Raw genomic sequence first — 14,176 nt, 5'->3', positions numbered from 1 at the left:
GATTGCAGTTCGATCCTTGCTGAAGAATCCGATGACAAGATTATCCGCGCAGCCGGGTCAACTCGTGCTGCGCTTTTCGTGCGTGCCAAATCAGAGCCCGCAGGAAACTTGCCTGGAGGGGGAGAACTTTTGCGAAAAGCACGAGTCTATGTTTGCAAGTCTGGTGGTTTACTTCTGCAAGCCTCCTCCGAGCTCATCGAGGAGTGTTCATGCTAACCCAGGAAGAGGATCAGCAACTGGTCGAACGCGTTCAGCGCGGCGACAAGCGTGCTTTCGATCTGCTAGTGCTGAAATACCAGCACAAAATTCTCGGGTTGATCGTGCGTTTCGTGCACGACACCCATGAAGCCCAGGATGTGGCACAAGAAGCCTTTATCAAGGCATACCGTGCACTTGGAAATTTTCGCGGAGACAGCGCGTTTTATACGTGGCTTTACCGCATCGCCATCAACACGGCGAAAAACTATCTGGTTTCACGCGGCCGTCGGCCGCCGGATAGCGATGTCAGTTCCGAGGATGCAGAGTTCTACGATGGCGATCATGGCCTCAAGGATCTCGAGTCGCCAGAGCGGGCCTTGCTGCGGGATGAGATCGAAGGCACCGTCCATCGAACCATTCAGCAACTGCCGGAAGATTTGCGTACGGCTTTAACTTTACGTGAGTTTGATGGTCTGAGTTACGAGGACATTGCGAGTGTCATGCAATGTCCGGTAGGCACCGTGCGCTCCCGGATCTTCCGCGCCCGGGAGGCCATCGACAAAGCCCTGCAGCCGTTGTTGCAGGAAAACTAAAGACAGCGGCGACAGCCAAGAGAGGAACGCCATGAGTCGTGAAGCCCTGCAGGAATCGCTGTCCGCAGTGATGGATAACGAAGCGGACGAATTGGAATTGCGTCGGGTATTGAATGCCTGCGACGATGTTGAAAACCGTGATACCTGGGCTCGTTATCAGATCGCTCGGGCAGTGATGCACAAGGATCTGCTGCTTCCACGCCTGGATATCGCCGCGGCTGTTTCTGCTGCCCTGGCTGACGAAGCCGTACCGGCAAAAGCCTCCCGTGGTCCATGGCGCAGCCTGGGTCGTCTGGCGGTCGCAGCTTCCGTGACCCTGGCGGTGCTGGCCGGTGTGCGTCTGTACAACCAGGATGAGATCGCCGGCGTCGAATTGGCCCAGCAATCCACTCAACCCGCGTTGGCCGCTCCTCAAGTAAAAGGCCCAGCCGTTCTGGCAGGCTACAATGAGAGTTCGGATGCTACCGGCCCAATGGCCAACGGCGTATTGCAAGGTCAGCCAGGCTGGCACGATCAGCGTCTGCCAGGTTACTTGCGCCAACACGCACAACAGGCTGCACTGAAAGGCACTGAGAGCGCTCTGCCGTACGCTCGTGCCGCAAGCCTGGAAAACCGTTAAGGAGGATCATGCGCGCCATACCTCTACTTTCGCTTCTGCTCAGCGGCTGGTTCATCGTTCCAGCCCAAGCCGATGAAGCCCAGGACTGGTTGACCCGCCTGGGCCAGGCAGAGCAACAGCAAAGCTTTCAGGGTACTTTCGTCTACGAGCGTAACGGTAGTTTTTCTACCCATAACATCTGGCACCACGTCCAGGATGGAAAGGTCCGAGAGCGATTGATCCAGCTCGACGGTTCCGCTCAGGAAGTCGTGCGCATTGATGGGCAAACCCAATGCGTCAGCGGCACACTGATAGCCGGGCTTGGGGACTCCCCGAACTCCGCTGCCCGTGCACTCGATCCTCAAAAGCTCAAGAATTGGTATGACCTCGCCGTCATCGGCAAGTCGCGTGTCGCCGGGCGTCCGGCGGTGATCGTATCGCTGAAACCCCGCGATCAGCACCGCTACGGCTTTGAACTGCATCTGGACAAAGAGACCGGCCTGCCTCTGAAGTCCTTGCTGCTGGACGACAAGGGGCGGTTGTTGGAGCGCTTCCAGTTCACGCAACTGGATACCGCTGACGTTCCTTCCGAAAAAGACCTGCAGGCCAGTAATGATTGCAAGCCGGTCAACCTCGAGAGTGACAAGGCTTCTGCCGCCAAGTCTGCCCAGGTCTGGCGTTCCGACTGGTTGCCGCCCGGCTTCGAGCTGACCAGCAGCACCGCTCGCAAGGATCCGCAGACCAAGACCCAGGTCAACAGCCTGATGTATGATGATGGCCTGACGCGCTTTTCGGTATTCCTCGAGCCGTTGAATGGCGAAACAGTCACCGACACCCGTACTCAGTTGGGGCCGACCGTTGCGGTTTCCCGGCGCCTGGCCACGGCACAGGGCGACATGATGGTGACGGTCGTCGGCGAGATACCGGTCGGTACTGCTGAACGGATAGCGCTTTCGATGCGCACCGACACCGCTGCAACCAAGCAGTGAGCTGAATTCGAAATGTTTCGTGAGCATTTCAATTTGCAAAAATCCCGTAAATTTCTTATAGGTCAGAGCCCCTCGGCTCTGGCCTTGTTTGTTGTTCCCGGAACAAAAATACCGGCGTATCGTTCCCGGTGTTCCTTGCTCCATATCGCTTAACCATGCTCGTCGTAACGGGAGCCGTATGTCGATACCTCGCTTGAAGTCCTACCTCTCCATTATTGCCACCGTGCTGGTGCTCGGTCAGGCGGTCACCGCCCAAGCGGTCGAATTGCCTGACTTTACGCAACTGGTCGAACAGGCCTCGCCTGCGGTCGTGAACATCAGTACCACTCAAAAGCTGCCAGACCGCAAAGTCAGCGAGCAAATGCCCGACCTCGAAGGCTTGCCGCCGATGCTGCGCGAATTCTTCGAACGGGGCATGCCGCCACAATCACGCTCACCTCGTGACCGTCAGCGCGAGGCAACGTCCCTGGGCTCGGGTTTCATCATCTCTTCCGATGGCTATATCCTGACCAACAACCACGTGATCGCCGATGCTGACGAAATCCTCGTCCGCCTGGCCGATCGCAGCGAAATGAAAGCCAAGCTGATCGGTACCGATCCACGTTCCGACGTGGCGCTGCTGAAAATCGAAGGCAAGGATCTGCCAGTGCTGAAGCTCGGTAAATCCCAGGACCTGAAGGCCGGCCAATGGGTTGTCGCGATCGGCTCGCCATTCGGTTTTGACCACACGGTGACCCAAGGTATCGTCAGTGCCGTTGGTCGCAGCCTGCCGAACGAAAACTATGTGCCGTTCATCCAGACCGACGTGCCGATCAACCCGGGTAACTCCGGTGGCCCGCTGTTCAACCTGAACGGTGAGGTGGTCGGGATCAACTCGCAGATCTATACCCGCTCCGGTGGCTTCATGGGCGTGTCGTTTGCAATCCCGATCGACGTGGCCATGGATGTTTCCAATCAGCTGAAATCCGGTGGCAAGGTCAGCCGTGGCTGGCTGGGCGTCGTGATTCAGGAAGTGAGCAAGGATCTGGCCGAGTCGTTCGGTCTGGAGAAACCGGCCGGTGCGCTGGTGGCCCAAATCCAGGATGATGGTCCGGCTGCCAAGGGTGGTCTGCAAGTGGGGGACGTGATCCTGAGCATGAACGGTCAGCCGATCGTCATGTCGGCCGACCTGCCGCACCTTGTTGGCGCGTTGAAGGCTGGTGCAAAAGCCAATCTGGAAGTGATTCGTGAAGGCAAGCGCAAGAATGTCGAGCTGACCGTCGGTGCAATTCCGGAAGAAGGCAAGGAGATGGGCGCCGAGCCAAAATCCAGCATCGAGCGCAGCAGCAATCGCCTCGGTGTTTCCGTGGTCGAGCTGACTGACGAGCAGAAGAAAACCTACGACCTCAAAGGTGGTGTGCTGATCAAGGAAGTGCAGGACGGTCCTGCCGCGCTGATCGGCTTGCAGCCGGGTGATGTGATCACCCATCTGAACAACCAGGCCATCGGTTCCACCAAGGAGTTCGCGGACATCGCCAAGGCGCTGCCAAAGAACCGCTCGGTGTCGATGCGGGTACTGCGTCAGGGGCGTGCGAGCTTCATCACCTTCAAACTGGCTGAATAATCCGGTTGTTGGTTGAATAAAAAACCGCCTCGAAAGAGGCGGTTTTTTTGTCTGGACTGTTTGTCTTCGGGGCGTCAGCCCATCATGTCCTTGATCATGCGCTCCTGTTCCATCAACTCGCGTTGCCGTGCGTCGATCCGCGAAGACAGCGGGAAGTTGCTGCCAGCCCTGCGTTTGGCGAAGTCCAGTTGCTGAATGGCCTGTTTGTAGTCGCCGACCAGCGCAAAGTATTCGGCGCGAGCCTGGTGCAGGCCGATGATATTGCCCGACAGGCCGCGCGTCTCGGCAACCTGATACCAAACGTCCGGATCATCCGGGCGCGACTTGAGCAGGCCTTCGAGGGCTTTCTCCGCATCCGCAGTACGGTTCTGCTTGAGCAGCAGGTCGACTCGCATCTGGTTCAGCGGGTAGTTGCCAGAGTATTGGCCCATCAACCGGTCAACCCGGGACTGGGCATCCGCCAGGCGATTGTTGGTGATATCCAGATCGACCTGAGCCAGGTTGTAGATGATTTCATTGGGTGACTTGGCCAGCAACTGCTTGAGGTTTTCCCGTGCTTCGTTCAATTGGCCGCCCTTGATCTGGGCGATCGCCAGGCCGTAGCGAGCCACGTCGTTTTTCGGGTTCTCGTCGAGCTGTGCGCGAAAGCGCTTGGCGCCAAGCCCCGGGGTTTCTTCATAGATCAGCTGTACGCGTGCGCGGATCAGTTGGTAGCGCATGCTGTCTTCGATACCGCCCGTTGGAAACTGTTCGGCGCGGTTGCGGGTGTCGGCGATACGAGACTCGGTGACCGGGTGAGTCAGCAGAAATTCCGGCGGCTTGGCATCGTAGCGGTACTGACGCCCCAGGCGCTCGAACATGCTGGGCATCGAGCGGGGGTCGTAACCTGCCTTTTCCAGATTGAGGAGGCCGATACGGTCGGCCTCCTGCTCGTTCTGGCGGGAGAATCGCCGCTGTTCCTGGATGGCTGCGGCCTGTGTGCCGGCAATGGCTGCAATCCCGGCGTCACCGCCACCTGCGGCTGCCAACACGATACCCGCCAGCAATGCAGCCATCATGGGTACTTGCATGCGTTGCTGCGCTTCGACGCCTCGGGCAAAGTGGCGTTGCGACAAGTGAGCCAATTCGTGCGCCAATACTGAGGCGTATTCGCCTTCGGTCTGGGCGTAGAGGAACAAACCACCGTTCACCCCGACGATCCCGCCGGGTGCCGCAAAGGCGTTGAGCTGCGGGCTGTTGATCAGGATGAATTCCAGGCGCCGGTCAGTGACCTGGCTGGTCTCGACCAGTCGGTAAACGCTGGATTCCACGTAATTCTTGAGTTGCGGATCGTTGAGCTGCGAAACCTGACTGCGCAACATGGCCAGCCAGGCGCGGCCGAGCTGGTATTCCTGTTGCGGTGAGACAATGGCAGAACTGGCGTCGCCGAGTGACGGCAGGTCGTCGGCGAAGCCCGGTGAGGCGAGCAGGCAAGCGAGCGTCAGCAGGGTAGGGCGCAAAAATGTCATGCACAAAGCCTTAGTCGACAAAGACCTTACTGTAGCCGGACACCGGCGTTGCGACCAGATATTCTAGGCAACTCAACCACCTGACCCGGAGTGATGCAATGACCGACGCTGTAGAACATGACGTTGAACTGGACGCCAGTGGCCTGAATTGCCCGTTGCCGTTGCTCAAGGCCAAGATGGAGCTCAACCGGCTGGCCAGTGGTGCGGTACTCAAGGTCATCGCCACCGATGCGGGTTCGCAGCGCGACTTTCGCACCTTTGCCCGATTGGCCGGTCATACCCTGCTTCGTGAAGAAGATGATGCGGGTGTTTACCGCTACTGGTTGAAAAAAGCCTGAAATCGGCTGCGTTTGCTCCTAAGGATTATTGATGTTCAAAGTGTTACGCGACTGGATTCAGCGCTATTTTTCCGATGAAGAAGCGGTGGTGTTGGCTGTCCTGCTGTTTCTGGCATTTACCGTCGTACTGACCCTGGGCGGTATGCTGGCGCCGGTACTCGCCGGGATGGTGCTGGCGTACCTGATGCAGGGGCTGGTGGTGGCCCTTGAGCGCCTGCGCGTGCCGGGTTGGGCAGCGGTGGGGCTGGTTTTTGCGTTGTTCATGGGGTTGTTGCTGGTATTCATCGTGGTTGTCGTGCCATTGCTATGGCACCAATTGATCACATTGTTCAACGAGTTGCCCGGCATGCTTGCCAAGTGGCAGTCGCTATTGCTGTTGCTGCCCGAGCGCTATCCGCACCTGGTATCCGACGAACAAGTGCTGCGGGCCATCGAAGTGGCGCGGGGCGAAATCGGCAAGTTTGGCCAGTGGGCACTGACGTTCTCGCTGTCGAGCCTGCCATTGCTGGTGAACATCATGATCTACCTGGTACTGGTGCCGATCCTGGTGTTTTTCTTCCTCAAGGATCGGGCCATGATCGGCCAGTGGGTGCGCGGTTACCTGCCCCGAGAGCGGGCGTTGATCACCCGGGTCGCCCATGAAATGAACCGGCAGATCGCCAATTACATTCGCGGCAAGGTCATCGAAATCTTCATTTGCGGTGGCGTGACCTACATCGCCTTCGTTGTCCTTGAGCTCAACTACGCGGCGCTGCTGGCACTGCTGGTGGGGATTTCGGTGGTGGTGCCTTATGTCGGTGCCGTAGTGGTGACCGTGCCCGTGTTTCTGATTGCGTTGTTCCAGTGGGGCTGGAGCGATCAGTTCATCTACTTGATGGCGGTCTACGGGATCATTCAGACGCTGGATGGCAACGTGCTGGTGCCATTGCTGTTCTCGGAGGCGGTGAATCTGCACCCGGTGGCGATCATCTGCGCGGTGCTGCTGTTTGGCGGGTTGTGGGGGTTCTGGGGGGTGTTCTTTGCGATTCCCCTGGCGACGCTGTTCAAGGCCGTGCTGGATGCGTGGCCGCGAAAGGAACCGGTGGTATCGCCGCTGCTTTAAATCTTCAGTGAGGCTGATGGGCCTCTTCGCGAGCAGGCTCGCTCCTACATCAGATCGCGTCAGTCAAAACAACTCGGTCAACTGTAGGAGCGAGCCTGCTCGCGATAGCGTCGGAACAGGTCTCGAAGAAATCAGGCTTTGTTGAGGGCCTGAGCGGCAGCCAATACCGCATCAACATGCCCCGGCACCTTCACACCACGCCATTCCTGACGCAGCACGCCGTTGGCATCGATCAGGAACGTGCTGCGATCCACGCCCATGTATTCCTTGCCGTAGAGCTTTTTCAGCTTGATCACGTCGAACAGCTGGCAGATGGCTTCGTCCTTGTCGCTGATCAGCTCAAAGGGGAATTCCTGTTTGCACTTGAAGTTCTCGTGGGATTTCAGGCTGTCGCGAGACACGCCGAACACTTCGGTATTGGCGGTCTTGAATGCAGCGTATTGATCACGAAAACCCTGCCCCTCGGTCGTGCAGCCTGGGGTGCTGTCCTTGGGGTAGAAGTAGATCACTACTTGCTTGCCCTTCAGGCCCGCTAGGCTGACGGTCTGCCCGCTCGTGGCGGGGGCTTCGAAATCGGCGACCGGTTGGTCGATGGCAACGGCCATGAAAGCTTCCTTACATTGGGTTCTGTGGGCGCCAGGGTTCGATCAGGGCATCGAGGTTCAGCGCGTCGGCAAAATCCAGGAACTGATCGCGCAGCCAGCTGATTTGCACGCCGGCCGGCAAGGTCACGGTAAACGTGGCGTTGAGCATGGTGCCGCCGGTCTGCGGAGCCTGATAAGTGTCACAGGTCAGGTTTTCCAGCTCGACATTGTGGTCCATGAAGAACTGGCACAGCTCGTTGATGATGTCCGAGCGGTAGGCCGAGCTGACATAGGCGACGTACGGCAGGGCCTGGGGGCGGTTTTCCAGGGCCGCGCTGCGCACCACGTTGACCGTGAACGCATGCCGCTTGGCCAATACTGGCAGGCTGCCTTCCAGGCGCGCCAGGGCATCCCAGCTACCGGAGATTTCCAGCACCAGGGCACTGCATTCGCCATGGCGGGTCAGGCGAGAGGTGACAACGGCGCAGCGGTTTTCATGGCTGGCGCGGCACAGGACGTTGGTCAGCTCCATGGGGTTGGCGCCGAGGGCACTGATAACAAGGAATTGTTCGCGAACTGTGGGGGTGGACATGCAGCATTCCTAAAGCGATGAGCGGTCGGTACGTCCAGAGGGCGTTTTGCCGGGAGCGAGCCTGCGGATGCGAATTCAGAAAACCCCAAGCGGCAGGTTGCAACGTGCTCCGGCAGGGCGGGAGCGAGAGGCGGCAACGCTGGATCAGGGCTTGTGATGCCGAAAATGGAGGCTGAAACCCGACGCACGAGCTTGTCTGTACCGATCAAAGTCTGAAGGGTAGCGAAAACCGGCGCCAAGGGGAATGGCGGCAGCACAGTACTTCGCTTGTGCAAGCATCTTGGCGCCAGTACCATTACGGCTCTCTTTTTCCGGCAGGAGCGGTTTCATGATTGCGGGCAGTATGGTGGCACTGGTCACACCCATGGATGCACAGGGGCGTCTTGACTGGGACAGCCTCAGCAAACTCGTGGACTTCCACCTTGAAAACGGCACCCATGCCATTGTCGCCGTCGGCACCACCGGCGAATCGGCAACCCTCGACGTCAACGAGCACATCGAAGTCATCCGTGCCGTGGTCAAGCAGGTCAATGGTCGCATTCCGGTGATCGCCGGTACCGGCGCCAATTCGACCCGCGAAGCGGTCGAATTGACCCGAAATGCCAAGGAAGCCGGCGCCGATGCCTGCCTGCTGGTCGTGCCGTACTATAACAAGCCGACCCAGGAAGGCCTGTACCTGCACTTCAAGCACATCGCCGAATCGGTCGACATCCCGCAGATTCTCTATAACGTTCCCGGCCGCACCTCCTGCGACATGCAGGCCGAAACCGTGATCCGCCTGTCCACCGTGCCGAACATCATCGGTATCAAGGAAGCGACTGGCGACCTCAAGCGCGCCAAGGCCATCCTCGACGGCGTAAGCAAGGACTTCGTCGTCCTTTCCGGCGATGATCCGACCGCGGTCGAGCTGATCCTGATGGGCGGCAAGGGCAACATCTCCGTCACCGCCAACGTCGCGCCGCGTGAAATGGCCGATCTGTGCGAGGCCGCTCTCAAGGGCGATGCCGAGACTGCACGGGCAATCAACGAAAAACTGATGCCGCTGCACAAGGACCTGTTCATCGAAGCCAACCCGATTCCGGTGAAGTGGGCTTTGGTTGAAATGGGCCTGATGCACGAAGGCATTCGCCTGCCGTTGACCTGGCTGAGCACACCTTGTCACGAAACGCTGCGCACGGTCCTGCGCCAGTGCGGCGTCCTGGTTTAATTGAGGAAGTACAACGCATGAAGCGAATGGCCGGACTTTCCGCACTTGCCTTGATTATCTCCAGCACCAGTGGCTGTGGATGGGTCTGGGGCCCGGAAGGTTATTTCCGTGACCGTGGTAGCGATTACCTGGAAGCGCAACAGACTGCACCGATGCAAATACCGCAGGATATCCATACCGCCAAGCGTCTGGATCCGCTGTTGCCGATCCCGCGTAACGTGGCCGATGACACCGCCAAGGGCGAATACATCGTTCCTCGCCCGCAGCCACTGACGGCGGCTGCGGACGCCAGCCCCTATTCTCTGCAGAAGAGCGGCGGCTCCAGCTCCATCCTGGCGCAGAATCCACCGGCTGAAATCTGGCCAGTGGCCGTCCAGTTCTTCCAGGACAATGGTTTCCGTCTGGATGAACAGCGTCCGCAAACCGGTGAATTCACCACGACCTGGCAGCATTCCGATGAGCTGTCCGCGGCCATGGCCAAGCGCCTGAGCGCGGCTGGCGTCAGCACGGACAGCGAAACCCGCGTGCGGGTGCGCATCGAGCCAGGCGTGCAGCGCAACACCAGTGAAGTCTATGTGGTCAGCGCCGAGCGTCCTGCCGGCAGCACCGCCGATGTGGCCTTCACCAACCGTTCGGTCAACACTGGCCTGGACGCGGCACTGGTCGACGATATGCTCGCGAGCATGAGCCGTATCTCCGAGAAGGGCGGTTCGGTCTCCATGCTGGCTTCCCGTGATTTCGACGCGCCTAGCCGTGTCAGCCTGAGTGAAGACGGCAGCGGCAACCCTGTGCTGAACGTCGGCACCGACCTGGATCGTGCCTGGTCGAGCGTCGGTCGCGCGCTGGAACAAGGCGAATGGCGTGTTGAAGACATCAACCGTAGCCTGGGCCTGTACTACATCAACCTGGCCGAAAAAGCCGAGAGCAAAGACGACAAACCAGGCTTCTTCAGCAGCCTGTTCGGCAGCGCGCCGAGCAAGGAAGAGCTTGAGGCCCGCGCCGAGCGTTATCAGGTTCGCCTGAGCAAGGTTGGCGAGAACGTCCAGGTCACCGTCGAGAAAAACATCAACACCGTGGCGCCAGCAGACGTGGCGCGTAAAGTGTTGAGCAAGATTCAGGACAACCTGGGCTGATCGCATGCGTTTTGCCGTTCTCGGCAGCGGTAGCCAAGGGAACGGCACGTTGATAGCCAGCGCTGATACGTATGTATTGGTGGATTGTGGGTTTTCCCTGCGGGAAACCGAAAAACGCCTGCTGCGCCTGGGTGTGAACCCTGCGCAGCTGAGCGCGATACTCGTGACCCACGAACATGCCGACCACGTGCATGGCGTGGGTTTGCTGTCTCGGCGCTACAATCTGCCTGTCTACCTCAGTCGCGGGACCTTGCGCGGGATGCGCAAACCGATTGAACCCGCAGGCTTTCTGGCCGGCGGCGAGCAGCTGCAAATCGGCGACTTGAGCATCGGTGTCATTGCCGTGGCCCACGATGCACAGGAGCCGACACAATATGTTTTCAGTGACGGTTTGCGGCGCTTCGGCCTGTTGACCGACCTGGGTTCCTATTGTGACAAGGTGCTGGACGGCTATCGGGACCTCGATGCGTTGATGATCGAGTCCAATCACTGCCGTGACATGCTGGCTCGCGGTCACTACCCGTACTTTCTCAAGCAGCGGGTGGGCGGTGAACTGGGACATTTGAATAACCACCAGGCGGCATTCCTGGTGGCCGAGCTGGGCTGGAAAGACCTGCAACACCTGGTCCTGGCCCATCTGAGCAGCAAGAACAACCTGCCGCGGCTGGCCCGGCAATGTTTTGTCGACACCCTCGGGTGCGACCCGGACTGGCTGCAACTGGCCGATCAAGATTCAGGGCTCGACTGGCGCCACATCGCCTAGCCCATCTACTTAGCAAGCGGAGCCCATCATGGAAAAACGTGAAGAACTCTACCGCGGCAAAGCCAAATCGGTTTACAAGACCGACGACGCTAACCGTTTGATCCTGCTGTTTCGCAACGACACCTCGGCGTTCGATGGCAAGCGTATTGAACAGCTTGACCGCAAAGGCATGGTGAACAACAAGTTCAACGCCTTCATCATGCAGAAGCTCGAAGCGGCCGGCGTGCCGACCCAATTCGACAAATTGCTGGGCGACAACGAATGCCTGGTGAAGAAACTCGACATGATCCCGGTCGAGTGCGTCGTGCGTAACTACGCCGCCGGCAGCCTGGTCAAGCGCCTGGGTGTCGAGGAGGGCATGAAGCTCAACCCTTACACCTTCGAACTGTTCCTGAAGGACGACGCCAAGGGCGACCCGTTCATCAACGAATCCCACGTCGTGGCCTTTGGTTGGGGCACCGCCGAGCAACTGGTTCGCATGAAAGAGCTGTCGCTCAAGGTCAACGAAGTCCTGAGCAAGCTGTTCGACGACGCCGGCCTGCTGCTGGTCGACTTCAAGCTGGAATTCGGCGTGTTCCACGATGGCTCCATCGTGCTGGGCGACGAATTCAGCCCGGACGGCTGCCGTCTGTGGGACAAGGCCACCGGCAAGAAAATGGACAAGGACCGCTTCCGTCAGGGCCTCGGTGACGTTATCGAAGCCTACGAAGAAGTCGCCAATCGTCTGGGCGTGCCGCTTTAACCGACGCAAGCATCTGATAGCACAGAAATATTTCGCTCAGGGGGTTCGCTTCCTGCGAAAGTGTTGTTATGATGCGCGCCGTTGGAGAGATGCCAGAGTGGCCGAATGGGACGGATTCGAAATCCGTTGTACCTTCACCGGTACCTAGGGTTCGAATCCCTATCTCTCCGCCATAAATACCAAAGAAATCCCGCGAGCTAGACGCTCAGCGGGATTTTTTTTGCCTGCTGAAAAGTCACGCGACTATCAATCGACCATCAAACGATGTGCGCCATTCAATGGAGGTTCATGCTTGTCCGGGGCTGTCGGTGGACGAGGCGTTTTGTCCTATGAGCGGCGCATCATGGCAGCTATTCCCTTTCGGGAAGGCTCGGAGCTGATCACAAGTCCGCATTGTCCGCCCTGCTACTGCGACATTAGGGTGCGGTGCGTGATTCCAGGTCTATTTCCGTCGGCCACCGCACCTTGGGCGCCAAACGGCGCGCGAGGTTGAAGGTCACGTCTTCGTTGTTCCAGTCGCGGGGCGGGTGGGGGAAGGTGGGCAGGGCTTGTGGGCCTTGTTGCATGAACAGTTGAGCCATGGCCCAGTACTCGCTGAATCGGATTTCATGGGATCAGCGGCCTGCATCCTCAATGGAGCGAGGAAACCTTGGCTCGTAACACAACAGCAGGGACACCCAATGGCCACAGGCATGCACAAGGATCAACGGCAGTAACAGGCCATAGATCGGCACGAAGATCCACAGCTGAGGGATTTTCACGAACCGGCTGTCCAGTTGCCACACAGCCATGAAAGAGCGCCACGGCCAGGGAAATTTGCCGATGAGTTTTTTGGGTTTGGGCGCCGCTTCCGGCCCCTCTTCCATGTAGCGCCGAATGTATTCCCAGAACGCCAAGAGTTCGGAGGCGTTACGGGTTGGCTTGCCCACGAAGGTGATTTCGAAGTCGTCCTTGAGATGGCCGTCGGCGTCACGGACGGAGTGGGTTTCTTTGTCCCATCCCAGCATGACGAAGCCTCCCGTGCCGTCCAGTTCGGACATCTTCGGGTTGATGCAGACTTCGGCGGTGTCCCAGTCCAAGGCGACAATGCCTCCCAGGTGTTTGGGGCGAAGCAGGTAGATCTTGCGGGTGATGCGGTTGAAGCGGACGATCAGGCGTCGGGCGGTGAAAATTTCAAGTCGCAAGTAAGGAAAAACGTATTTCATGTATAAATACAGAGAAGTTATGGGGATCAATGGGATGGCATGCAACAATATAATATTAAAAACATCCAGCGGCGTTGTTTCATCGCTGTACTCGCCACGGTAATATATGACAAGGAAGTAAAGTGTCGCGACGAGCATCCAGATAAAGAGAGCACCACAGGTTCCAGGTATTAACGTAATTAGTCCACGCTTCTCATCGTTTGGAGTGCGAACATCAATGTACGTGGAATTGTAATCATAAAGAGACTCGTTGTCCGAAATCGCTTGGGAAACCGGTTGCGTTACCCGGATAGGCGGGAGCTTTTCTTTGTTCGCTATTTGCTGGTCAGCTTCTTTCGCCAATGCTTCGTAATCAGTCGTCGCGCGACCGTCGTACATGAGCCATTCAAAAAAATACATTAGAGAGTTGTCTCGATAGGTTTGTGAAAGTTTTTTAGCTCTTGCTCTACGGATTCGGGGGTTCCATTGCTTCGATCTTTTCGGAAAGTACAGTGGTTCAAGTAATTCTGAAGCTCATTGGGGAGCAGCATTTCTAACGCGACGGAAGCTGCGAAAATCACCAGGTTTATTCGTATGCACCAACGCAGCATAAAAGCCATTTTCAATGCAAGCTGTGTGGATTTTTGATGAGTAAATACCAAAAAACGATTTCGTCCATGTATCTGGATTAGCCGTTCCAGATACGGGGCGGCCGCTGCCAATCCGATGGCTGCTGAGAAGAACGCTGCGCTAAGTTGAGCGGTGGCTCTGACAAAATAAACTGCAGCGATGGACCATTTTTTTTGATTGAAAGCTTTCACACCGTCGGCGATATCAAAGGCCATACCGGCAAATGTCGCTCGCCCCGCCAACATCGCCTTGAATACCAAGGCCAGCGCGGTGTTGAGCGGGCCATCCAGCCTGGACGCCGCGCTGCTTTGCAGCAGGCGGGTACCGAAGGTGTTGGTCAGCAGCACCGCGCCGCTGAGTCGGAGAGTGGAGTTATTGAAACCGCAGTAATTGGCTGAATCGGATTTCATGG

The 14,176-nt window shown here is 58.0% G+C and carries 16 protein-coding genes and 1 tRNA gene; 11 read left to right on the top strand and 6 right to left on the bottom strand.

Annotated features, from left to right (window positions below; all coding sequences use genetic code 11):
• Positions 1–209 precede the first annotated feature (209 nt).
• The 4 genes from rpoE to BSF44_RS20780 all read left to right on the top strand — a co-directional run bounded on the left by rpoE (position 210) and on the right by BSF44_RS20780 (position 3,981).
• Complete coding sequence (gene rpoE, locus BSF44_RS20795; RefSeq protein ID WP_003172477.1) at positions 210–791, top strand: RNA polymerase sigma factor RpoE; 582 nt, start codon at positions 210–212, stop codon at positions 789–791.
• A 31-nt stretch (positions 792–822) separates the two neighbouring features.
• Complete coding sequence (locus BSF44_RS20790; RefSeq protein WP_095945102.1) at positions 823–1,410, top strand: sigma-E factor negative regulatory protein; 588 nt, start codon at positions 823–825, stop codon at positions 1,408–1,410.
• Positions 1,411–1,418: 8 nt separating this feature from the next.
• Positions 1,419–2,378, top strand: coding sequence for a MucB/RseB C-terminal domain-containing protein (locus BSF44_RS20785; protein WP_095945101.1), 960 nt, complete (start codon positions 1,419–1,421; stop codon positions 2,376–2,378).
• Between the two features lie 178 nt (positions 2,379–2,556).
• Positions 2,557–3,981 carry a DegQ family serine endoprotease gene (locus tag BSF44_RS20780; RefSeq protein ID WP_095945100.1) on the top strand — a complete coding sequence of 475 codons (1,425 nt, stop codon included), beginning with the start codon at positions 2,557–2,559 and terminating at the stop codon, positions 3,979–3,981.
• 74 nt (positions 3,982–4,055) lie between these two features.
• On the opposite strand, the gene BSF44_RS20775 is transcribed toward BSF44_RS20780, so the two are convergent.
• On the bottom strand, positions 4,056–5,489 hold the full coding sequence (locus tag BSF44_RS20775; RefSeq protein WP_095945099.1) for a M48 family metalloprotease: 1,434 nt from the start codon (positions 5,487–5,489) through the stop codon (positions 4,056–4,058).
• Positions 5,490–5,587: 98 nt separating this feature from the next.
• Here BSF44_RS20775 and BSF44_RS20770 point away from each other — a divergent pair, with 98 nt between their 5' ends.
• Together BSF44_RS20770 and BSF44_RS20765 are read left to right on the top strand one after the other, a co-directional pair.
• Positions 5,588–5,827 (top strand): sulfurtransferase TusA family protein, encoded by a 240-nt coding sequence (locus tag BSF44_RS20770; protein ID WP_007996208.1) that lies wholly within the window; start codon positions 5,588–5,590, stop codon positions 5,825–5,827.
• Positions 5,828–5,858: 31 nt separating this feature from the next.
• Positions 5,859–6,929 (top strand): AI-2E family transporter, encoded by a 1,071-nt coding sequence (locus BSF44_RS20765; RefSeq protein WP_095945098.1) that lies wholly within the window; start codon positions 5,859–5,861, stop codon positions 6,927–6,929.
• 131 nt (positions 6,930–7,060) lie between these two features.
• On the opposite strand, the gene BSF44_RS20760 is transcribed toward BSF44_RS20765, so the two are convergent.
• Positions 7,061–7,534 carry a peroxiredoxin gene (locus BSF44_RS20760; protein ID WP_095945097.1) on the bottom strand — a complete coding sequence of 158 codons (474 nt, stop codon included), beginning with the start codon at positions 7,532–7,534 and terminating at the stop codon, positions 7,061–7,063.
• A 10-nt stretch (positions 7,535–7,544) separates the two neighbouring features.
• The gene (locus BSF44_RS20755) at positions 7,545–8,105 is read right to left on the bottom strand and encodes a glycine cleavage system protein R (RefSeq protein ID WP_007979776.1); all 561 of its coding nucleotides are present in this window, start codon (positions 8,103–8,105) and stop codon (positions 7,545–7,547) included.
• A gap of 328 nt (positions 8,106–8,433) precedes the next feature.
• On the opposite strand from BSF44_RS20755, the gene dapA reads away from it, so the two are divergent.
• From dapA to BSF44_RS20725, 5 genes are all read left to right on the top strand, one after another.
• Positions 8,434–9,312 carry a 4-hydroxy-tetrahydrodipicolinate synthase gene (gene dapA / locus BSF44_RS20745; protein WP_095945096.1) on the top strand — a complete coding sequence of 293 codons (879 nt, stop codon included), beginning with the start codon at positions 8,434–8,436 and terminating at the stop codon, positions 9,310–9,312.
• Positions 9,313–9,329: 17 nt separating this feature from the next.
• Entirely contained in the window at positions 9,330–10,445 is a 1,116-nt protein-coding gene (bamC, locus tag BSF44_RS20740) for an outer membrane protein assembly factor BamC (protein ID WP_095945095.1), read from the top strand.
• A 4-nt stretch (positions 10,446–10,449) separates the two neighbouring features.
• Positions 10,450–11,208 carry an MBL fold metallo-hydrolase gene (locus BSF44_RS20735; RefSeq protein WP_095945094.1) on the top strand — a complete coding sequence of 253 codons (759 nt, stop codon included), beginning with the start codon at positions 10,450–10,452 and terminating at the stop codon, positions 11,206–11,208.
• Positions 11,209–11,236: 28 nt separating this feature from the next.
• A complete protein-coding gene (purC, locus tag BSF44_RS20730) occupies positions 11,237–11,950 on the top strand; it encodes a phosphoribosylaminoimidazolesuccinocarboxamide synthase (protein ID WP_007944067.1) in 714 nt (237 codons plus the stop codon).
• Between the two features lie 83 nt (positions 11,951–12,033).
• A tRNA-Ser gene (locus tag BSF44_RS20725) sits at positions 12,034–12,123 on the top strand.
• Positions 12,124–12,366: 243 nt separating this feature from the next.
• Here BSF44_RS20725 and BSF44_RS20720 read toward each other — a convergent pair.
• The 3 genes from BSF44_RS20720 to BSF44_RS30395 form a co-directional block, all read right to left on the bottom strand.
• Complete coding sequence (locus tag BSF44_RS20720; protein ID WP_371918287.1) at positions 12,367–12,531, bottom strand: hypothetical protein; 165 nt, start codon at positions 12,529–12,531, stop codon at positions 12,367–12,369.
• 33 nt (positions 12,532–12,564) lie between these two features.
• Positions 12,565–13,533 carry a DUF6708 domain-containing protein gene (locus BSF44_RS20715; RefSeq protein WP_256589123.1) on the bottom strand — a complete coding sequence of 323 codons (969 nt, stop codon included), beginning with the start codon at positions 13,531–13,533 and terminating at the stop codon, positions 12,565–12,567.
• Positions 13,534–13,553: 20 nt separating this feature from the next.
• Positions 13,554–14,176: hypothetical protein (locus BSF44_RS30395; protein ID WP_095945092.1), on the bottom strand; the 623-nt coding region annotated here is incomplete at its 5' end.

The sequence above is a fragment of the Pseudomonas sp. ACN8 genome (genome assembly GCF_002303925.1).
In the GTDB taxonomy this organism is placed as follows: Bacteria; Pseudomonadota; Gammaproteobacteria; order Pseudomonadales; family Pseudomonadaceae; genus Aquipseudomonas.
Note: the sequence above shows the minus strand (reverse complement) of the source record. Positions and strands in the feature narration are given on the sequence as shown.